Origin of the sequence: Marinobacter sp., assembly GCF_044799475.1 — a bacterium.
In the GTDB taxonomy this organism is placed as follows: domain Bacteria; phylum Pseudomonadota; class Gammaproteobacteria; order Pseudomonadales; family Oleiphilaceae; genus Marinobacter.
This window is the reverse complement of sequence record NZ_CP085217.1, coordinates 132,895-153,131: the sequence shown is the minus strand read 5'-3', so window position 1 is coordinate 153,131 and position 20,237 is coordinate 132,895. Positions and strand designations below refer to the sequence as shown.

General features: G+C 59.0%; 20 protein-coding genes. 8 read left to right on the top strand and 12 right to left on the bottom strand.

Annotation, left to right across the window (positions count from 1 at the left end; translation table 11 throughout):
* Positions 1-83: 83 nt before the first annotated feature.
* The 9 genes from LG327_RS00720 to LG327_RS00680 all read right to left on the bottom strand — a co-directional run bounded on the left by LG327_RS00720 (position 84) and on the right by LG327_RS00680 (position 9,329).
* Positions 84-1,676: an antiporter gene (locus tag LG327_RS00720; RefSeq protein ID WP_404364782.1), complete on the bottom strand. Its 1,593-nt coding sequence runs from the start codon at positions 1,674-1,676 to the stop codon at positions 84-86.
* A gap of 274 nt (positions 1,677-1,950) precedes the next feature.
* Positions 1,951-3,447, bottom strand: coding sequence for a cytochrome D1 domain-containing protein (locus LG327_RS00715; protein WP_404364780.1), 1,497 nt, complete (start codon positions 3,445-3,447; stop codon positions 1,951-1,953).
* Positions 3,448-3,479: 32 nt separating this feature from the next.
* Entirely contained in the window at positions 3,480-4,343 is an 864-nt protein-coding gene (gene cobA, locus LG327_RS00710; RefSeq protein ID WP_404364779.1) for a uroporphyrinogen-III C-methyltransferase, read from the bottom strand.
* Positions 4,344-4,354: 11 nt separating this feature from the next.
* Entirely contained in the window at positions 4,355-5,554 is a 1,200-nt protein-coding gene (nirJ, locus tag LG327_RS00705) for a heme d1 biosynthesis radical SAM protein NirJ (RefSeq protein ID WP_404364778.1), read from the bottom strand.
* A gap of 15 nt (positions 5,555-5,569) precedes the next feature.
* Positions 5,570-6,118 (bottom strand): Lrp/AsnC family transcriptional regulator, encoded by a 549-nt coding sequence (locus LG327_RS00700; RefSeq protein WP_404364776.1) that lies wholly within the window; start codon positions 6,116-6,118, stop codon positions 5,570-5,572.
* Positions 6,093-6,584, bottom strand: a complete 492-nt coding sequence (locus tag LG327_RS00695) for an Lrp/AsnC family transcriptional regulator (RefSeq protein ID WP_404364774.1) — start codon at positions 6,582-6,584, stop codon at positions 6,093-6,095. Before LG327_RS00695 ends, LG327_RS00700 begins: the two co-directional genes overlap by 26 nt.
* On the bottom strand, positions 6,568-7,092 hold the full coding sequence (locus LG327_RS00690) for an AsnC family protein (protein ID WP_404369559.1): 525 nt from the start codon (positions 7,090-7,092) through the stop codon (positions 6,568-6,570). Before LG327_RS00690 ends, LG327_RS00695 begins: the two co-directional genes overlap by 17 nt.
* 14 nt (positions 7,093-7,106) lie before the next feature.
* Complete coding sequence (locus LG327_RS00685) at positions 7,107-7,571, bottom strand: AsnC family transcriptional regulator (RefSeq protein ID WP_404364772.1); 465 nt, start codon at positions 7,569-7,571, stop codon at positions 7,107-7,109.
* A gap of 27 nt (positions 7,572-7,598) precedes the next feature.
* Entirely contained in the window at positions 7,599-9,329 is a 1,731-nt protein-coding gene (locus LG327_RS00680) for a cytochrome D1 domain-containing protein (protein ID WP_404364770.1), read from the bottom strand.
* Positions 9,330-9,545: 216 nt separating this feature from the next.
* On the opposite strand from LG327_RS00680, the gene LG327_RS00675 reads away from it, so the two are divergent.
* The 3 genes from LG327_RS00675 to LG327_RS00665 are packed head-to-tail and all read left to right on the top strand — an operon-like array spanning position 9,546 to position 11,911.
* Positions 9,546-9,911: a c-type cytochrome gene (locus LG327_RS00675; RefSeq protein ID WP_404364768.1), complete on the top strand. Its 366-nt coding sequence runs from the start codon at positions 9,546-9,548 to the stop codon at positions 9,909-9,911.
* 25 nt (positions 9,912-9,936) lie between these two features.
* On the top strand, positions 9,937-11,154 hold the full coding sequence (locus LG327_RS00670; RefSeq protein WP_404364766.1) for a cytochrome D1 domain-containing protein: 1,218 nt from the start codon (positions 9,937-9,939) through the stop codon (positions 11,152-11,154).
* Positions 11,138-11,911 carry a PhnD/SsuA/transferrin family substrate-binding protein gene (locus LG327_RS00665; protein ID WP_404364764.1) on the top strand — a complete coding sequence of 258 codons (774 nt, stop codon included), beginning with the start codon at positions 11,138-11,140 and terminating at the stop codon, positions 11,909-11,911. Before LG327_RS00670 ends, LG327_RS00665 begins: the two co-directional genes overlap by 17 nt.
* Before the next feature lie 98 nt (positions 11,912-12,009).
* Here the strand turns inward: LG327_RS00665 and LG327_RS00660 are convergent, their stop codons facing one another.
* Positions 12,010-12,426, bottom strand: a complete 417-nt coding sequence (locus LG327_RS00660) for a MarR family transcriptional regulator (protein WP_404364762.1) — start codon at positions 12,424-12,426, stop codon at positions 12,010-12,012.
* A gap of 86 nt (positions 12,427-12,512) precedes the next feature.
* On the opposite strand from LG327_RS00660, the gene LG327_RS00655 reads away from it, so the two are divergent.
* Both LG327_RS00655 and LG327_RS00650 read left to right on the top strand, forming a co-directional pair.
* Positions 12,513-13,076: a Yip1 family protein gene (locus LG327_RS00655; RefSeq protein ID WP_404364761.1), complete on the top strand. Its 564-nt coding sequence runs from the start codon at positions 12,513-12,515 to the stop codon at positions 13,074-13,076.
* A 151-nt stretch (positions 13,077-13,227) separates the two neighbouring features.
* On the top strand, positions 13,228-14,154 hold the full coding sequence (locus LG327_RS00650; protein ID WP_404364759.1) for an AEC family transporter: 927 nt from the start codon (positions 13,228-13,230) through the stop codon (positions 14,152-14,154).
* 35 nt (positions 14,155-14,189) lie between these two features.
* Here the strand turns inward: LG327_RS00650 and rrtA are convergent, their stop codons facing one another.
* Positions 14,190-14,762: a rhombosortase gene (gene rrtA / locus LG327_RS00645; RefSeq protein ID WP_404364757.1), complete on the bottom strand. Its 573-nt coding sequence runs from the start codon at positions 14,760-14,762 to the stop codon at positions 14,190-14,192.
* Positions 14,763-14,899: 137 nt separating this feature from the next.
* Between rrtA and LG327_RS00640 the strand changes: the two genes are divergently transcribed.
* From LG327_RS00640 to LG327_RS00630, 3 genes are read left to right on the top strand one after another with little or no spacing between them, the layout of a single operon-like run.
* Entirely contained in the window at positions 14,900-17,089 is a 2,190-nt protein-coding gene (locus LG327_RS00640; RefSeq protein ID WP_404364755.1) for a M12 family metallo-peptidase, read from the top strand.
* Positions 17,086-17,544: a DUF6174 domain-containing protein gene (locus tag LG327_RS00635; protein WP_404364753.1), complete on the top strand. Its 459-nt coding sequence runs from the start codon at positions 17,086-17,088 to the stop codon at positions 17,542-17,544. The genes LG327_RS00640 and LG327_RS00635 overlap by 4 nt, the downstream gene beginning before the upstream one ends.
* A 52-nt stretch (positions 17,545-17,596) precedes the next feature.
* A complete protein-coding gene (locus LG327_RS00630) occupies positions 17,597-18,460 on the top strand; it encodes a putative RNA methyltransferase (protein ID WP_404364751.1) in 864 nt (287 codons plus the stop codon).
* Between the two features lie 11 nt (positions 18,461-18,471).
* Here the strand turns inward: LG327_RS00630 and LG327_RS00625 are convergent, their stop codons facing one another.
* Positions 18,472-20,112, bottom strand: coding sequence for a BCCT family transporter (locus LG327_RS00625; protein WP_404364750.1), 1,641 nt, complete (start codon positions 20,110-20,112; stop codon positions 18,472-18,474).
* Positions 20,113-20,237: the final 125 nt, after the last annotated feature.

The window sequence follows — 20,237 nt, the reverse complement described above, 5'->3', positions numbered from 1 at the left end:
CAGAAAAGGTGGGCGCGGAAACAGAGAGAGCCCCGAACGGGGCTCTCTCTGGATACTGCTCGCTAGAGTGTTTGGGCTGGTGCTCAGGGGTTCTTGATGTAGGCATTCGGGCGGAGGTAGAACCACCAGTTCACCACCAGGCACACAGCATAGAACACGGCGAAGCCGTACATGGCGACTTCTGGTGTGCCTGCCTGGATCTCCTGGCCCATGACCCGCGGCGCTATGAAAGCACCGTAGGCGGCGACAGCAGAGGTCCAGCCAAGAACGGGTCCCTTTTGCTGCTGGTTGAAGATGAACCCGATGCTGCGGAAGGTGGATCCGTTGCCGATGCCACTGGCGGCGAACATGACGATAAACAGGATAAGGAATGGCGCGAATAAGGCGTTCGGATCTGTGCTGTTGTATGCCAGCATCATCACATAGCCGGTGGCGACCGAGGCTATGACCATGACCACCGAGATGATCTGGGTAACGATGGCACCACCAACCTTGTCGGAGATCCAGCCGCCGATCGGCCGGATGAGGGCGCCCACGAATGGCCCTATCCAGGCCCATGTAAGGGCGCTCGGCGCGTCAGGATTGACCACCCGGGTCATGGTGCCGCCTGCGTCCACTTCCATCATATTGCCGAAGATGACGCTGATTGACAGGGGCAGTGCCGCTGAAAATCCGATGAAGGAACCGAAAGTAAGAATGTAAAGCACAGTCATGGCCCAGGTGTGCTTGTTGCTGAAAATGGCGAACTGGTTTTTGATATTGGGCCTGATGTCACCGGGGATCAGGCGAAGCACTCCCAGCGTAACGATGATGGTAAGCGGCAGCGCCAGCCACATGTTCAGCACCTGAAGCGCCCAGACACCTGCAATGGAGGTCAGAATGCCAACGCCATAGAGACCGAGAATCCTGCCAAAAGCTGAAAGCGGGTGGCCCGGGTTGGGAGTAACCACTTTCAGGTTGTTCATGCCGAACCAGCAGGCAATCGCCAGCGGAATCAGGAAGACCAGCCAGATAAAGCCGGCGTTCTGGATCCAGGTGTCGGTCCCTGCCTCGATGCGACCGATCAGGGTGCCACTGGGGCTTTGTAGCTGCATGGGGTCACCGGCGATGGCGCCGAAAATGCCCGCGGTCATTACCAGCGGAATCACCACCTGCATGGTGGTCACCCCGAAATTACCCAGACCGGCATTCATCCCCAGGCCGAAGCCCTGTTTGCTCCTCGGGTAGAAGGTGCTGATGTTGCTCATGGAGCAGGCGAAGTTCCCGCCGCCAATGCCGGAGAGCAGCGCCAGAGCCTGGAAGACGATGAACGGGGTGTCCGGATTCATCAGCGCAAACCCGGTGCCCGCTGCCGGAATCATCAGCAGTGCGGTGGTCAGAAATATCGTGTTGCGACCGCCGGCAATCTTGATCATGAATGAGGCGGGGATCCGCAGCGTGGCGCCGGACAGACCGGCGATGGCGGCAAGAGTGAACAACTGATCAATGGTAAAAGGGAAACCCAGATTCTTCATCTGGGTGGTAATCATTCCCCACATCAGCCAGACGGCAAAGCCCATCAGCAGACTTGGGATGGAAATCCACAGGTTTCGGGTGGCAACACGCTTGCCCTCCCGCTCCCAGAATTCTTCGTTTTCGACATCCCAGTGTTCGATGTCGGCGTTCAGTTTTGCCATGGTCTTGACTCCCTCTGGTGATTCACCCCGGAACCGCAAAGGGCGCCGGGCGCTGATGGGAGTCATTGTGTGAACAGAAGCAGGTGATGATGATGACATTTGTCAAGGCAGGGCCGGGGCGGTCTGTTTCACGCAGCGGTGTGTTTCCTGATGCTGTTTTTATGTCAAAAAAACACTTTTAAAACATATGCTTGTCGAGGCTGTATCACCCTTGGGGTAGTGTGTCAGGCGAATGGAGCAATGGAGGTAGCCATTTGTTTTCAGGCTCTGGCCACTAGTGACTGGTGCCCTCTTCATACCGGATCTTGTTCCAGACGTTGTATTTGCCAGAGGGTTTGTTCATGGGAATCCGTTTCTCTTCCTCGAGTGTGTCTGCGTCATAAACGATGACGGCACCGTCATTGTCCCAGATGCTCAGCAGGAGTTTTTCACCATAACGGTCAAATTCCACGTGGGCTGCGACTTTGCCCGGGGCGGGCTGTAATGTTTTGACGATTTCCAGGGTCTGCTTGTCGATCACGTGAACCTTGTCCCTGTTGGGTCCGAAGAACACATCAACCCAGGCATAGCGGGAGTTCTTGTGGCTGCGCATGAAAAAGCCCGGTCCTGCGGTTTCCAGCGTTTTGATGACCTTCCAGTTGTCCATATCAATGATGGAAACCGCACCAGCGCGGAAATGGGGTGTGGCCATGACCCGCTTGCCCTGGTAATTCCAGGTGATGCCGGAGCCCAGGTGGGGCATGCCAGGCAGGGGAAGTTCAGCTACGGTCCTGCCGGTGTCCAGATTGATCACCAGTCCATGCTTGCCATCCCGGGCGGCGCCTATGAGATGGTCGTACTCCGGGTCGAAAAAAAAGTCATCAAGCCAGGTGTCAGTTTGCATCCGGCGGACCCTCGCCTTGCCATTCTCCACGCTGATCTCCCAGGCCTGGGGAATGTCCTTGAGGGCCGCAATGAAACTGTTCCGCGGCGGTGCCGCATAGACTGCACTGACCCTGGAGCTGTCGCCCGTGCCATCCTCCACAGGGATGATTTCCATCAGTTCCAGGTTTTCCGCGCTGAACAGTACCAGCGTGTGGGGCAGGTAGTTGGCGGCCATGACGTGCCTGCCATCGGCGGAGACGGCGATGTTCCGCATGTTGATGCCGGCGCGAACCTCGGCCGTCACTTCCAGGTTGTACAGGTCGTACTTTGTAATCCAGCCGTCGCGGGAACCGAAATAGACAAAGCGCCCATCCGGGCTGTATTTGGGGCCGCCGTGCAGCGCATAGCGGCTGGCGAAGCGGTGGATGGGCTCCATGGTGTTGCCATCCAGCAGGGTGACATGGTGGTCGCCGATTTCCACCACCAGAAACAGGTTCATCATGTCAGCGTCATAGACTGGCCGATCCGGCAGGGAACCCGCCGGGTGGGGCAGCAGGTGGCTGTCGGTAATGTCAGCCTGCCCCCAGCCAGGGGTGGTGGCCAGGGGCTGATAGATATACTCGGCCAGGTCGCTGACCGAGGCTTCACTGAGAATAGGCCCGAAGGCCGGCATCTGGGTGGCTGGCCGACCATGACGGATAGCGTCCTCTGCCTGCGGCTTTTTCAGTCGCGACAGATTGTCCGGCAGCAGGGCAGGTCCCATGCCCCCAAGGCGATCCTTGCCGTGGCAGCTGGCGCAGTGCTGCTGGTACAGCGTCTCGGTTTCCGTGTCTGCCTGCGCCTGCAGCGTGGTCGGAATTACCAGGCTGACTGCCAGGGCCAGCCATATTCTCCAGTCACGGATCACTCTTCTGCTCCCAGTCACTGCCTTGCCACGGATCACGCTGGCCTGCCTCCTGCTGATGCTGTAATGGCTTTGGTTGCCAGGGCTTCCCGGCCTTTGAGTGCCGGCTGAGCGAGTTTCTCCGCCAGTTTCACCACCTCGCCAATAATAATAAGAGTCGGGGGCTGGAAGCCTTCCCGGGCAATGGTCGCCTCAAGCCCCCACAGAGTGGTGACCGCCATGTGTTGCTGAGGTGTGGTGCCCCGCTCTACCAGGGCTACCGGACAATCCCCCGTTAAACCGTGGGCAATGAGTTCCCGGACAATGGTGGGGGCATTGCTGAGGCCCATGTAGAAAACCCGGGTCTGCCCCGGGGCTGCCAGCACCCGCCAGTTCAGTTCCAGGGACTGGTCTGCCTTGCGATGGCCGGTAACAAAGGTGACGCTCTGGGAGTAGTCCCGGTGGGTCAGGGGAATGCCGCAGTATGAGGCACAGCCGGCGGCGGAGGTAATGCCGGGAACCACCTGAAAGTCGATGTCGTTGTCTACCAGGAACTCCGCTTCCTCGCCGCCCCGACCGAATATATAGGGGTCACCGCCTTTCAGGCGGACTACCCGGCGCTGCCGGCCCGCCAGTTGCACCAGCAGCTCGTTGGTATCTTCCTGGGGCACGTAATGACAGCCACTGGCCTTGCCCACGTGGATACACTCAGCCCCGGGATTGACCAGCTCCATGATCTGCGGAGAAACCAGCCGGTCGTAAACGACAGCATCCGCCTGCTGGATCAGCATCAGGGCTCTCAGAGTCAGCAGACCGGGGTCTCCGGGGCCGGCCCCGACAATGGCTACTTCTCCGGGCCGAAAGGGTTGTTCCGCCAGCTGGAATTCCACCAGGCATTTCTTCCTTGGGTTCGTGCTCATGGCGCGGTTCCTTAAAGGTTATGGGTCGGAATCCCAATGGCCGGGGCTGCGACCCGCCTGGCCAGATCACCCTCCACGCCAATCTCCTCGTTGGTGAGATAGCAGCCCGGGTCTTCCTCCCAGAAATCACCGGAAACGTTGTAGGCCCGCACCCGGGTATTGCCATTGCAGATCGCCAGGTACCTGCAGTCGGCACATCGACCCTTAACCGGCCGCGGACGCTGGCGAAAGCCCTGCATCAGCGGATCCTGTGTTTCGGACCAGATTTTTGAGAAGGGAGTCTGCCGTACATTACCCAGGGGGTAATCCCACCAGAAAGTGTCCGGGTGAACCACACCCAGGTTGTCGATGTTCGAGATGTTAACGCCGGATGAATTGCCGCCCCAGCTGGTCAGACGCTGCTCCAGTGCAGGCACCTGCCCCGGATAGTGCTCTTTGGCCCACTCGATCAGAAAAGGGCCGTCGGCGTCATTGTTGCCCGTGACGTATTCCCGCTCGACGCCCCGCCTGAGTTCCTCATGACAGTGGTTGAACAGCAGGGTCATGGCGTCCCTGGTCATGTCGTACCAGGCATCCCGCTTGCGATTGCGCCCGCCCCGGCCTGAATAGTTCAGATGGGACAGGTAGAACTTGTCGATATCGTGTTCATCGAGCATGTCCAGCATGGCGGGCAGTTCTGGGTAGTTGTCCTGGGTGAGGGTGAAGCGCAGTCCTACCTTGATGCCGGCCTGCTTGCACAGGGCGACGGCATGCATGGATTCGCGGAAGGCGCCCTTTTTCTGGCGGAAAGTGTCGTGGGTTTCCTCGAGGCCATCAATGCTGATGCCGACATAGTCATAACGGGCTTCGGCAATTTTGCCGATGTTGTCCTCGGTGATCAGGGTGCCATTGGTAGACAGCCCCACGTAAAACCCCATTTGCTTGGCCCGGTGGGAAATCTCGAAAATGTCCGGCCGCATCAGGGGTTCGCCTCCGGATAGAATCAGCACCGGCACGCCAAAAGCCTTGAGGTCATCCATGACGGTATAGACCTCGTCGGTACTCAGTTCGCCCTTGAAGTCGACATCGGCCGAAATCGAGTAACAGTGTTTGCAGGTCAGGTTACAGCGCCGGATCAGGTTCCAGATCACCACCGGGGCGACGGGTTTGGGCACCGGACGCACCGGTGTCGGGTTCATAAGGCTCTTGATGTAGCGGGTCATGCGAAACATGAGTTTCCTCTCTGGTCAGGAGTGGCTTTCAGCCTTCTCCGGGTGTCCCTGTTTTTTTCTGAACCGCAGTCCGGTTTTTTTCAGAATGGCTGAACTGTAGAGAATGGTGCTTCCCGAGCAGGCCTCTCCCAGCATTTCCCGGATCTGCGCCGCTTTGCCTTCCACCTCGCTGCGGCTGGTGCCGTGAACCATGGCGAACAGGTTGTACTGCCACCAGGGCAGGTGCCGGGGGCGCCGGTAGCAGTGGCTGACAAAGGGCAGTTCCCCCACGCGCTGGCCTATGTCGGAAATGGCATCGTCCCGGACGTCCCAGACGGTCATGCCGTTGAACCGGTAGCCCAGCTGGTAATGGTCCGGTACAGCGGCTACACGCCGGATTACACCCGCCTCCTGCATGCGCTGAAACCGGAACAGAACGTCGTCGGCGGACAGCCCCAGCTGGTGTCCAAGGCTTCCCCATGGATCAGGCACCAGGGGCAGTCCTGCCTGTGTCGCCAGAACCAGCTGCCGGTCCTGCTCGTCAAGCATATGGCCGGCTTCAGATCGGGAAGTGCAGGTGGACATGGAACTCCTCCTCCTTGGGCATGTTGTAGACCGGGTAGCCTGTGGCTGCTTCGATGTCGGCAATCACCTGCTCAATGCCATCGGGGCTTTCCGTTGCCAGCACAAACCACATGTTCAGGTCATGTTCGCGGCGATAGTTGTGTGCCACCTCATCGAATCGGTTGACCTGTTCGGCGATTTTTTCAAAATCCCGGTCAGGGATTCGCAACGCTGCCAGGGTCAGTCCACCGCCCATTTCACCGGCATGAAACATGGGGCCAAAACGTGTGAGTATTCGACGGTCCAGCAGGTCCCGCAGGGTATCCAGCAGGGCCTGTTCGCTGATGCCCAGCTCGTCGGCAACCGCCGCGTAAGGTGAGTGAACCAGAGGCAGGCCGGACTGAAGCCGATTGATAACGGCTCTTTCCAGCTCGGTAAAGGCCGGTGCCACCTGGGCGGCCGGCTGGTGTTCAGCTGTGGCCGACATAGCGCCCTCCCCGTTGTCGATAGGCTTTGGTGCTGAACAGCACGGTATGGGCAAACTGCTGCAGGCCCTGCTCCGTAACCAGGGAGTCCAGCTGAGCCAGAACCCGCACCCGATCCACGCCGTGAATCATGCAGAACAGGTTGTACGGCCAGTCGGGCAGGCGCCGCGGACGCTGATAGCAGAGAGTCACAAAGGGCACGCGGGCCATGGTCTGACCCAGCACCTGAACCTGGTCGTCTGGAATGTCCCAGACCACCATGGCGTTGGCGGTGTAACCGAGGGTCCGGTGACGCACTACGAGGCCGAAGCGCTTGATCAGCCCCTGGCTCTGCCACTGCCGGATAGCGGACATGACTTCCTGTTCGGTGAGTCCGGCCCTGTCGGCCAGGGTCCGATAGGGTTCAGGTGTGAGTGGCAGTCCCCGCTCCAGTTGCTCGCGGAGCCGCAGCAGGCCCCGGGCATTGACTTGCCCGCCAACTGGTTCCCGCGCGAGCGTGGGGTATTGCAATGGAGATGACGGGTTCACGCCAGGGCCTCCCAGTCGATGTCGAAGCTCAGATCAATGTGGTAGCCCTCCACCATGGGAAGGCGGAGCATGGGCAGCCTGAGCTGGTGTTCCAGTTCGTCCAGTCGCTCGTCCAGAACGTCCTCGTCCGGTGCGGTCATGACAAACCAGAGGTTGTAGGTGTGCTCCCGGGCATAATTGTGATTCACCCCCGGCGCACGGTTGATCGCGGCGGCAACCAGATCCAGCTGTTCCTCCGGTGCCGCCACAGCAGCCAGCAGGCTTGCGCCCGCCCGGCTGTGTTCAAAAACGGGTCCGACCCGGCTGATGATCTGACGGTCCTGAAGTGACCGCAAACGCCCGATGACCTCTTCTTCGGAGATGCCCAATCGCCGGGAAACTTCCCGGTAGGGCCTTCCGCAGAGGGGAAGATCCCGCTGGTAGAAGTCGATCAGTTGCCTGTCGGTGGTATCCAGTCTCATCAGCTGTTTCCTCCGGGCCGGAAACGGTCAGTACACGTCGTGCTGGGTGTTGTAGACGTTGAACTTGCCGGTTGGGGTCACCAGCCGCTCATCCGTGATCACCTTCTTGAGCTTGCGGGTCTTGTCATCCACAACCACCAGCGCGGATTTCTTGTCCTGGGTGTTCCACACCGAGAACCAGACCTCGTCGCCTTTCACGTTGTACTCCGGCTGCACGACCCGCTTCGGGCCTTCCCCCAATTCGGCCCATTCGGCAATGGGTAGCACTACATAGCCGGCTTCCAGGTCGTTGATGTTGAATACCGCCACGCTCTGGCTCACGTCCTCGGCCGGGTTGAGGGCTGTATCAACCCAGAGGTTGCTGGACTCCGGATGGGTCTTGATGAACAGCGAGCCGCCGCCCTGACCCTGCAGGGTGCGCACCACTTTCCAGGCCTTGTCCGGATGTCCTTCAGGATCGGTACCGATCATCTGGATGCTGGGGTCACCCAGGTGACTGGTTGCCCAGACCGGACCATGCTCGGGGTCCACAAAGTTGGCGCCGCGACCGGGGTGGGGTGTTTTGCCCACCTCAATAAGGGCCTCCAGATTACGATCCAGCGAGTCCACTACGGCGATGGTGTCGGAGTTATTGGCGGCGGTCAGGAAGTACCGCATGCTGGAATCCCAGCCACCATCGTGCAGGAACCGGTCAGCATCGATGGTGGTGATGCTGAGGGCATCCAGATCCTCATAATTCACCAGCATGATCTTGCCGGTTTCCTTCACATTAACGATGAATTCCGGGTGATTGTGGGACGCTACTATGGCTGCCACCCGGGGTTCCGGATGGTACTCCTGGGTGTCTTCGGTCATGCCACGGGTGCTGACAATTTTCTTCGGCTCGAGCGTCTGTCCATCCATGATCACGAACTGCGGTGGCCAGTAAGCCCCCGCAATGGCGTATCTGTCCTCGTAGCCCTTGTACTTGGAGGTTTCCACCGAGCGGGCCTCCATGCCGATCTTGACCTTGGCCACGGTGTCGGGCTCTTCCATCCACAGATCGATCATGTTGACCAGTGCATCCCGGCCGATCACGAAGACATAACGTCCGGAGGCGGACATGCGGGAAATATGCACTGCGTAACCTGTATCTATGACCTGGGCAATTTCATGGGTGTCGCCATCAATCAGGGCGACCTGTCCGGCGTCCCTCAGTGTCACGCTGAACAGGTTTTCGAGATTTAGATTGTTCATCTGTTTGGTGGGGCGTTCTTCGGGCGGAATCACCACCTCCCAGGTTTCCATCATTTTCTCGAGGCCGAATTCAGGAGGCATAGGCGGCTCGTGCATGATGTATTTGGCCATCAGTTCCACTTCTGCTTCGGTAAAGTCTCCCGAGGTCAGCCAGTTTGGCATACCCGCCGGAGAACCATAGCTGATAAACGCCTTGAGGTAATCCATGCCCCGTTCCTGGGTGACATCGGGAGTGAGAGCCTTGCCCGTGGCGCCCTTTCGTAGTACCCCGTGGCAGCCGGCGCAACGTTCGAAGTAGATCTGCTTGGCCTTCTGGAACTCGGTTTCAGTAAGATCCGGCGCTCCCGGTGTGCGAACTGTTTTCGCCGACTCGGGGTCGACCGCACTTGCCGTGCCCTCATAAGCAGTGGTGGATGGGTCGGGGTCCTTCGGGGCGGCATAGGCTGGCATAACGCCAAATGACGCAACTGCAACTGCAACCGCCAGCGCCAGCGGCTTCAGAATCAGGGTTGTTACGCTCATCACATTCTCTCCTTGGATTAACGAGTCCTGCCAGCTTTCGCCTTTCTGAATAGATAAACATTGATTAGTGTCAAGTATTGGTTTGTTAATCTGCGTGTACCAAAAGTGAGGTATATCAAAACGAGCACTGGTATAGGAAAGTGGTTTTAACGATGATCATGGATGTGCTTTTACCGGACGTTCAACGATGCAGATGACATGATGGAAGGAGCAGGCTTGGTCCATTTCACAGAGAATGGGAAACAGCCGGGCGTCGCGCTCACGGGACTGCTGCTCGGTTTACTGGGGATGCCCGGGCAGTGTCTTGGTAATGACAGTGATACCTCATCCCTCAATGAGGCCGCACTCGCCAATCTTGTGGTGCAGGACTGTGGCTCCTGTCACGGACTGACGCTGCGAGGGGGGCTGGGGCCGCCCTTGCTACCGGAGGATCTCGCGGATCTCCCGGTGGGGGCTATCGCTGCCATCATTCGTGAAGGTGTTCCAGGCACGGCCATGCCACCCTGGAAACCGCTCCTGTCCCCGGGGGAGATTCACTGGATCAGTGAACAGCTGAAATCCGGCGAGCTGGTTTCGCCCTGATGATCAAGCCGCAGAAGGAGAACCCATGGACCTGAAACACCGCTCAGCAGGACGCCTTGTTCTGGCGCTGTTGTTCGCAATCCTGCTATCTGGATGTCAGGCCTTCCCTGATGCCAGCGCGCCATCTGATCTGATGGGCACAGGGGACCTTGGCCTGATCGTTGAGAGGGCTACCGGCTCGGTGCTGGTGATCAACACTTCCCACCATGAGGTGCTGGGGCGGATAAGCGGGTTGGGGGATCTGTCCCATGCCTCTGTGGTTTACTCAAGAGATGCCCGCTACGGGTTTGTATTTGGCCGGGACGGTGGCCTGACCAGAGTGGACCTTCTGACCCGATCTATTGTTGACCGGGTCATCCAGTCCGGCAACAGCATTGGTGGGGCCATCTCCCAGGACGGTCGCTACGTGGCGGTCTCCAACTATGAGCCCGGCGGCGTCAAGGTGTTCGACAGTGAGACCCTGGAACTGGTGGCAGATGTGCCGGCCACCTACACCAACGAGAAGGGCGAAACCGCCCGGTCCAAAACCGTGGGGCTTGTGGATGCACCGGGCAACCGGTTTGTATTCAGCCTGTTTGAGGCGAATGAGATATGGACCCTGGACATGGCCGGGGATTCCCCGGAAGTTACCCGCTACGAAGCTGGCGCGGCCCCCTATGATGCCCTGATCACGCCGGATGGCCGTTATTACATTGCCGGCCTTTTCGGAGAGGACGGCCTGTCCATGCTGGACCTGTGGAATCCGGAAGCCGGGGTGACCGAAATCCTTTCCGGTTATGGCAGGGGCGAGCAGAAGCTGCCTGTCTACAAAATGCCGCATCTGGAAGGCTGGGCCATCGCCGATGGTCGCGCCTTCGTGCCAGCGGTGGGGCATCATCAGGTTCTGATGGCCGACATGAACGACTGGTCACTCATTGAGCGCATTCCGGTACAGGGTCAACCGGTTTTCGTCATGGCCAGCCCGGACAATCGCCGGATCTGGGTGAGTTTCGCTCATCCGGAAAACGATGTGGTGCAGGTGATTGATACCCGCACACGGGAGATAGTTCGCACGCTGGAACCGGGGGAGGCTGTGCTGCACATGGAGTTCACGCCCAGGGGCGAAGAGGTATGGGTGTCCGCCAGAGACAGCAATCGGATCACCGTGTACGACACCCGCACCCTGGAGCCCGTGGCACAGCTTAGCGCCGAGAAGCCCAGCGGCATCTTCTTTACCAGCCGGGCCCATGTACTTGGGCTTTGAATACTGGCGGTCCACGCTGGCAGGTGCGCTGGCAGCGGGCGTGCTCGGCCTTTGCGCAGGGCCTGCCCAATCCGGGGGCGGGTCGATCCTGATCGGTATTGAGGTGAACGGCCATGTCCCGGAAACGGCCCGTCGTCGGCTGGCCCGTTATCTGGAGGATGAGCGCTGCGTAGCGGAGATTCATTTCACCGGCGCTGATCCGGAGATGGCACTGGTGTTCCAGCCGGGTATTCCGGAAGCTGGCGAGCCTCCAGTACTGTTGGCAGTGAACCGCCATGGCAGTCTCCCAGCGCCTGCCTGGATAACCCGCCGTACCGCGGGGGTCCGGCATATTGCTGAGCTTCAGGGCCGGGACCTGGCCACCGTGGCGGGTAGCCGTGATCCGCTGGGTGCCATGCTGCCGCTGGCAGCGCTGGAGCAGGCGGGTGTATCACCCACTTCTGACCAGTTATACGAGGCTGGGGACTATAGCTCTGCACTGGCGCTGTTGCTCCATAACAATGCCCACGCCGCAGTTTCGGAGCTGGGTTTCGTGGCGCCGTTTCTGGACAAAAACGACCTGGTTGTAACCTGGGCCGGCAAACCGGTGGTGGCAGCTGGCTGGTACCGTCGGGAAGGCTGGACTGAAGGCGCAGCGGTCTGTGAGCTGGCACTGGCCCGAATACAGCGTGGAGATGATCGCCAGATGTTCGCGGCTTTTCCGCAATGGGTTGAGGGATTTGTCTGGCAAGACAGCCAGGGTCTGGAGGTACAATAGCCTCCAGCGTGGAGATGCCATGACCGCTGACAAGCGCGCTCAGATCTTTTGAGTGCCTGTCCAGACGGAGGTATTTGCTTGTGTCTGCTTTTTTAATGTCACCGATCTGGCCAACCGGGAAAGGTGAACTCCTCCTGCAGGTGGCTCAGTTCCGGCTGATGCTCCCGGGCGATGACTTCGCTGAGTTCCGCACCCTTTTGCAACAGGTGGACTTCCATGCGCCGCCGGTCCCGGACCGAGGCTCGCCTCTCAATAAGCTCCGCTTGCACACAGCGGTCGATCAGCATGACCGTGCCGTGATGTTTGGCCTGCAGGCGTTCTGACAACTCGCCCACCGTGGCCCATTCGCGGCCATCGAAGCCTCTCAGATGCAATAAAAGCTGGTACTGCAGGGCGGTCACGCCATATTTCTGGCAGATGTCCTCACTGTGACGCAGAAAAACCCTCAACTGATGGCGGAAGTGTGAAAGTCTCTGGAAATCCGCCTTGCTCAGTGTCTTCTTGTCCGAAGTCATTCGGTGTCCTTGACGATAACGATGAGGTGGTCTAGGTTAAAAAATATCATACCATGATATAAACCATATGACACAGGAGGCGCGCCATGACTATTTCACGCCTGTTCCAGTTGCCATTCTCCGGCAATGGCCCATGGCTGGAGCTAAAACGTCTGAATCTGTCCATCCCGTTTCTGGCGTGGGTGGTCGTGGTCCCCATGTCGTTTCTGCCGCCATTGATGCTCTATTACGCCGGCACCCACTATGGCGATAGCTTCATGACAGGCTTTGCGGACAAGGAATGGCGCTTCATAACAACCATTCTGTTCCTTGCTGAACTGCTGACTTTTTTCGTCATGGGCTGGCTCATTCGCGCTGTTCTGGACAGTCAGAAAATGGAAATCAGTTATCAGGAGGCTTATCTGTTAGCTGCTGTTGCCCCCATACCTTTATGGCTGTCTTCGCTGGCGCTGCTCGTTCCGGTACTGGCGGTGAGCGTTGTGGCCGTATCTGTGGGGATGTTTCTGTCCTGTGCGCTGATTTATCAGGGGATTCGTTCCATGTGCCATCGCACTGACGATGATGTGGTGGCCATGTCTGCCACCTACACCATAATGGCTGCCTCTCTGCTGGCGTGGGGGCTATTGATGGCGATAGTCTGGGCATTCTGATCGGCTGATTATTCGGGATCATTTCAGACCACATCCGGGAGCGCGAGGAAGGAACCGCCCTGAAATAAATCAGGGCAGTTCGGCTAACGGCTGAATCAACAGTCCGCTGCGGTGTTAAACTCGGTGTTTTCATGCCCGTTCCGGAGTCTGGATGGCCGCAGCCCTGGCGCTTTTCTATAAACTGTTCCCTCTGTACATCACCGTTGCTCTGGGCTGGATTGCCGGACGCTATCTGCAGGCCAGCGGCAGGCACATTGCCGGCATCATGCTTTACATAGTTACCCCATCCGTGGTGTTTTCCGGTGTCATGGCTGCACCCCTCTCAGCGGAAGTAATTCTGCTGCCATTTGTGACATTCGCCATGTGCTCCGTCATCGGTATCGTGCATCTGGGGGTGGCAAAACGGATCCTCAGCGACGGCAGCGCTGCCATTGTTCCGCTCTCGGTGGGCACCGGCAACACGGGCTATTTTGGCATACCGGTGGCGCTCTTACTGTTCGGGCAGGAAGGGCTGGCGCTTTATATCGTGTGCATGCTGGGTACGACACTGTTTGAGAATTCCCTGGGCTTTTATCTCGCTGCCAGGGGGCGTTACAGCCTGAAAGATGCACTGGTGCGGGTAGTGCGGCTGCCCTCTGTCTATGCTTTTGCGCTGGCGGTTGCTTTGAACCTTTCCGGGCTGGCCATTCCCGATGTATTCACGCCTCTGTTCGATAATCTCCGGGGTGCATACAGCATTCTCGGGATGATGATCGTCGGCATGGGGATTCTCAGTTTTCGGGGACTGGCTGGAAATCCGCGTTTTACCGCCCTGGCCTTCTTCGGCAAATTCGTGTCATGGCCGATAGCTGCGATCGCCCTTTGGTGGCTGGACGCCAGCTTCTTTGGCATATACAACCTGGCGGTCTACCAGGCCATCTTCCTGATTTCCATTACGCCCATGGCAGCCAATACGGTGGTCATCGCCACTCTGCTGGATACCTCGCCAAAACAGGCGGCTGGTACCACGCTTCTGAGTACGCTGTTTGCCCTTATTTACATACCGCTGATGGTGTCACTGGTGCTGGGCAGTCCCTGAGTATTCAGTCGCTGATGGGTGAAACCCTGGTGGTTTCAGCGGTCTGAGTGGAGCCGGGAAGTCATCCTGAGAATAATGCCTCCCACCAGCCCTGTCAGAGCTCCGAGCCCGTGCGCCTCGGTAATCACCCGGCCGTCGATCAGTGCCGACGTGCCGGGAAAGACGCCGGCAATCTGCTCCCAGGCAATCTTGATCAGAACCGCTACCAGAATGAAGCCGCACCAGGCCCTTTCCCGGGGCAGATTGTGGATCGCGGTGAACACCAGCAGGCCATGGAGGCAGCCGGAGAATCCCCGGTACCACTCCAGTTCCGGTGTCAGCCACCAGAGTCCCGCCGAAATGAAAACCTGTGAAGCGGGCAGAAAGACTGCCCAGCTCACGATGGGCGGCTGTTGGCGAAAGAGCAGGGCAACAAGGAGCAGCCCGGCCAGGTTCAGCAGAAGGTGAGGAAGCCCCAGGTGAACCCAGTGGCCGGTTAACAGGCGCCAGACCTCAAATTCCGCGAGGCCGGCGCGGGACCACTCAAGATTAGTCGGAGGCACAAGGGCGGCAGCAATCAGAAGCCCCGCTACAACAGCGTACCGTGCATCAGGCTTCCATGAGGTCATGTATGTGTCGCTTTCCCGAATACATAATTTTACGCGAATCCAACTGATGCGCAGGTGAAACTACCATAAATTCCGGGAGCAGAGTTGCATCAATCGCGGTTAAAGGGTGTTCAATGATTTGCCGATCTGTTTCATGTATGGCTGCCGTTTTCGCGCTTACACTGGTGCTGGCAGCACCCGCCGCCGCAGAAAGTACCCAGCCTGAAACCATCTGGATTGACGGTCATGCCTGGGATGCCGAACTGCAGCCAAATACGGCCGTGAATACCTCCATGGGTGACCACGCTCCGCTGCTCCGTGGCTCTCATTACAAGGGCCATTTTCCCGATGACCCGGACAGCTGGGTGCGTCTGTCCAGAATAGACGATACCTGGGAAGGCCTGGCGTTTCTCTTCGGCCGCCTTCACGCCCTGGGCGGCGAACCGGAGCAGCAACAGGTCTCAACCCTTAATTTCAGCCAGATGGAAACACCCCAGTGCGGCCTCGATCATGCCCACACCAGCGCCGACATCACTACGGAAAGCCTGGTCAGTGCGGCCATGGTGCAGGCGGTATCCGTCACCTATGACACCCTCTGTGCTGAAACCGTGGATGGCACCTGTCTGATGCTGGAGCTGGAACTCGCCTTTGACCAGGAGTTCCAGACCGATTACCCGGACAGTTTTCAGGACCGCGCAGCTGGCATAATCAACATGGTGGAGGGCTTTTACGCCTCCCAGTTCGGAATCATCTTCGACACGCTGTCACTGACCTTTCTTGATACCGAAGTGTTCACGGAATCCACTGACGCCGCAAGCCTGCTGGGCGACATCCGGAACAAACGTGCCGACAACAGGATCGGCTTTCTCAAGAGCCAGTATTCCCTGTTTCACCTGGTCAGTGGCCGCAGCTTCGACGGTTCCACGGCGGGCCTTGCCTATCTGAGAACTGTCTGTGATGGAAACGGATACGGCACGGGTATAACCCAGGCATTCAGCTCGGACGTCACCACCTCCATTGTTGTGGCTCACGAGCTGGGGCACAACCTTGGCGCCGGACACGATGGCCCGGACTATAACGAATGCAGCACCGGCTTCATCATGGCGCCCTTTGTCGATACCTCGGCGGAGAGTTTTTCCAGCTGCTCCTTTGAATCGGTGACAAGCAGGATCAGTAGTCTTTCCTCCGCCGCGCAGTGCTTCAACTTTCCGGCAGATGCCGGGTTGTCCTCTTCCGGAACGAATCCCGATTCGGTTTTTCAGGGCGAGTCCTTCACGACTTCGTATGGAGTGGATTATCGCGAGGCTTCAGAGTCGGCTGACCGGCTTCTGCTCGAAGGCAGGGTTTCCGCCGATGAAGGCCGGCTGGAGGCCGTCACTCTGGATGGCGTGCCCTGCCTTGTAGAAGGTGAGGGCACCCGCTATTCCTGTGGCGACCTGGTGCCGGCACAGGACGGTCAGCAGCTTGCGATTCAGGCCGTTGGTACGGGCGCGAATCTGTCCATTTCAAAAACCGTGGTTCTGGTCAGCGCCAGCGGTGAAGTCAAAGATGTTGTCCCGGGTAATGACGGACTCGTTTCCACGTATTCGGTCCAGCCGACTCAGGCGGCCGCACCGACTGAACTGGCCGCCAGCGCGGACAGCAGCCGGGTCTCCCTTGACTGGCGTGACAATGCGGACAACGAGACCGGCTACCGGATAGAGCGCCGGCGCGACAGCGATGCGGCGTTCAGCCAGCTGGTGAACGGCCTGCCTGCGGACACTGTCAGTTTTGATGATACCGCCGCCTCTGATGGCGCTACCTGGGTCTACCGGGTCATCGCGTTCAATGCGGTCGGTGACTCATTACCCAGCAACACGGCCGAAGCGCTTTACGAGGTGGCACCTGCGGCACCTGCAATACTTGCGGCAACTGAAGAGGAACGCAATGCCCGGCTGGTATGGACAGACATGGCGACGAACGAGACAGGCCATATAATCGAGCGCCGGGGGGTGGATTCTGGCGAATGGATAGAGCTGGCCTTTCCTGGTGCGGATGCCGAGACCCATCTGGATTCCACCGTGGTGCAGGGGGTAAGCTATGAATACCGGGTATTCGCTGTGAATTCAAAGCCTTCGGACGCAAGCAATCTGGCCACATTTACTCTTTCCGATTCTGACAGCGAAGGCGGCCCGGGCACGGACACGGAAGAACCGGAGGGCCAGCCCAGACTGGAAGACTCTTCCGGTTCCACAACTTCCACGGAATCCAGTTCCAGCTCAGGGGGTGGCGGCGCCGTGGACTGGCTCTGGCTGGTGCTTGGCACAGTGACCCTGGTGTTCAGAAGAAGCCGGAAGGCGATATCATGATCCCAACGACCAGGTTCGCGGTTGCCCTGATGCTGTCACTTTCGGTTGGAGGCTGCAGCGCCAGCAATGGGGATGGCGCACCCCTGGACCTGGAGGAGGCCAGAGCCGTCTGGGAAAACCGCTCCATTGACGACTATGGCATGACATTCCAGCAGATCTGTTTCTGTCCTCCGGGATTGCGACAGCCGCTGGATGTGCAGGTAGTTGACGGCCAGGTGAAAAATGTCACCGGGCTTGAGCAGCCAGTGGAATATCCTGAATTACTGGATGCCGGCCGGCTCACCATCGAAGGCCTGTTCCGGTTCATCGAAAACACAAAGCTCCGGGATAGGGGCAAACTGAGGGTGGAGTACAATCAGGAGTACGGGTTCCCCGCCCTGATTGAGTACGAGGGCGACCCCAGGATTGCCGACGACCAGCTGCAGTACCGTATAACCGACTTTCAGCCCCGCTGAACCCGGATCTCCCTCCACCGACAGACCGCCCCGACAGACAGAGGAAAACCCAGTGACAAAGGTTGCACCATTCCAGGCCCTCGCCTGCCCTCTGGACGGCGATCCCCTGTCGAACAGGGGCGCTTCGTGGGTCTGCCCCCGGGGTCACAGTTTTGATGTGGCGCGTCAGGGGTATGTGCACCTGTTACCGGTGCAGAACAAGCGCTCCCTGGACCCGGGTGACAGCAGGGCCATGGTGCTGGCCCGTCAGCGCTTCCTCAATGCGGGACACTACCAGCCCATAGCCGATGCCCTGAGCAATGCCGTTGTGGCCGGGGCTCCTGCGGACCACCCCCTGAGCTGCCTCGATGCTGGCTGCGGCGAGGGCTATTATCTCCGGCAGCTGGCGGATGGTTTCTCACGGCCGGAACTGTCACTGCTGGGTCTGGATATCTCCAAGTGGGCCGTGCAGGCTGCTGCCAGGCAGTCAGGCCCGGACCGGAATGAAAGGCCTGCATGGGTAGTGGGAAGCAACGCCAACCTGCCTGTGCTGACAGGAACCCTTGACCGGGTGCTCTGTGTGTTTGGTTTTCCTGTTTACCCGGAATTCGCCCGCCTGCTCAGACCCGGCGGCCAGCTAATCCAGGTGGACGCCGGGCCGGACCACCTGCGTGAGCTGCGGGAAATCATCTACCCGGAACTGAAACCGGAGCGTCCGGACTCCCGCATAACGCCGGCCGGCTTTATTGCCGGCAATCAGGAAGAGATCCGTTTTACCTGCTCACTGACCGGCGCCGGGCAGGTGGCCGATCTGCTTGCAATGACGCCTCACCTGTATCGGGCCAGTGCCGAAGGGCGGGCGAGGGCGGCAGCGCTGAATGGGCTGACTGTTACGGTGGATGTCCGGCTCCAGTGTTTCGGGCGTACACACGACTGACAATCGGGTGCTCATGGCACGCTCCTGTCCGGCTCCTGTTCCGGCTCCGAATCACTGCCCTGGGCGGAGCGCAGAGCTGCAATGACTGTCTGGTCGCTGGCATCCAGCAGCCGCTGTATGCGCTCCCGCATGATGGCTTCATGGAGTTCTATCTGGCGGCGCTCGTTCCGCAGCGATTTGAGCAGGGCTGCCGCCATGAAAATCATCAGGATCATGAAAGGAAAGGCCGCCAGTATGGATATGGTCTGAAGGGCGGCAAGCCCGCCGCTTAAAAGCAGAACTCCGGCCACCAGCACCTGGATAATGCCCCAGGCTACGCGGGACCAGCGGCTGGGTGACAGTACGCCTTTGCTGGTGAACATTCCCAGCACGAAAGTGGCTGAATTGGCCGATGTGATGACAAACAGAACGATCAACGCCAGCATGATCATGCTGACAACCTCCGCTGCAGGCAGAAGATCAAGCAGCACGAAGAGGCCGGAACTGATTTCCCGGCTGACCGCAGCACCTATTTCTGCATCCTCGAAGAGTTCGAAGTAGAGCGCGGATCCGCCAAACGTGGCAAACCAGAAAGCACTCAGTAGCACGGGCATGCCAATGACACCGAGGACGAATTCGCGGATGGTGCGGCCACGGGAAATCCGGGCAATAAAACTGCCCACGAAGGGCGCCCAGGAAAGCCCCCAGGCCCAGTAGAATATGGTCCAGCGCTCGACCCAGTCCTCCCCCGTATAGGGAGTCATGACGAGGCTCATGCCAATTACGTTGGCAAAATAGTCGCCGATGGCATTGGTCATGGCAGCGGTGATGAAATCGGTGGGCCCGGCGAAAAATACGAATATCAGGAGCGCAGATGCAAGCACCATGTTCAGGTCGCTGACATAGCGCACGCCGCTTTCGAGCGGGGCAAGAGCGCATAGCAGAAAGACAACGGAAACGCCGGCAAGGATGGCGAGCTGCTGAGTGGTGCCAAATTCGAGATCCGCCACCGATACCAGTCCGCTGTTAATCTGGATAACACCGAGACCCAGGGTGGTAGCGACGCCGAACACAGTGGAGATAACAGCAAGCACGTTGATGGTATGACCCATGCCGCCATCCACCCGGTCACCCATGGTGGAACGGAAGGCCTCGCTGATAAGGCCCGGCCGTTGCTGTCTGAATCGCGCATAGGCAATGGCCAGTCCGACCACGGCAAAGTTGGCCCACTGGTGAAACCCCCAGTGGAAAAGCGAATAGCGCATGGCGATATCCGCCGCTTGCGGCGTGCGGGAAGCGGCTTCGCCGAGGGGCGGATCAACAAAATGGCTCATGGGCTCGGCCACGCCCCAGAACACAAGGCCAACCCCCATCCCCGCGGAAAAGATCATCCCCAGCCACGCAGGGTAGGAAAATTCGGGGCATTCGCCGTCCGCCCCAAGGCGTATCAGGCCGTAACTGCTGGCTGCCACTCCAATACAGAACACAAGAAAACCGGTGGTGGCAAACAGGTACAGCCAGCCGAAGTGTACCGTGGTGAACCCCAGTGCCTGGCTCGCCCAGAGTTCCAGCCGCTCGGGCATGGTGGCTCCCACACCCACGAATCCTGCCAGCAGGACAAGAGACATGTAAAACACCCAGCCAGGGCGCTGGTTCACTGGCGACTCGCTCATATGTCGGCTCCCTGACGTCTGGCGGTTTGCTGGAACTCAATCAGCGACGACCATAGCACAGCGTCGGGGCGCCTGAAATGAAGGCATCCGGCGCCATTCACTGGCAGCGGGGGCGGTTAAAGCTC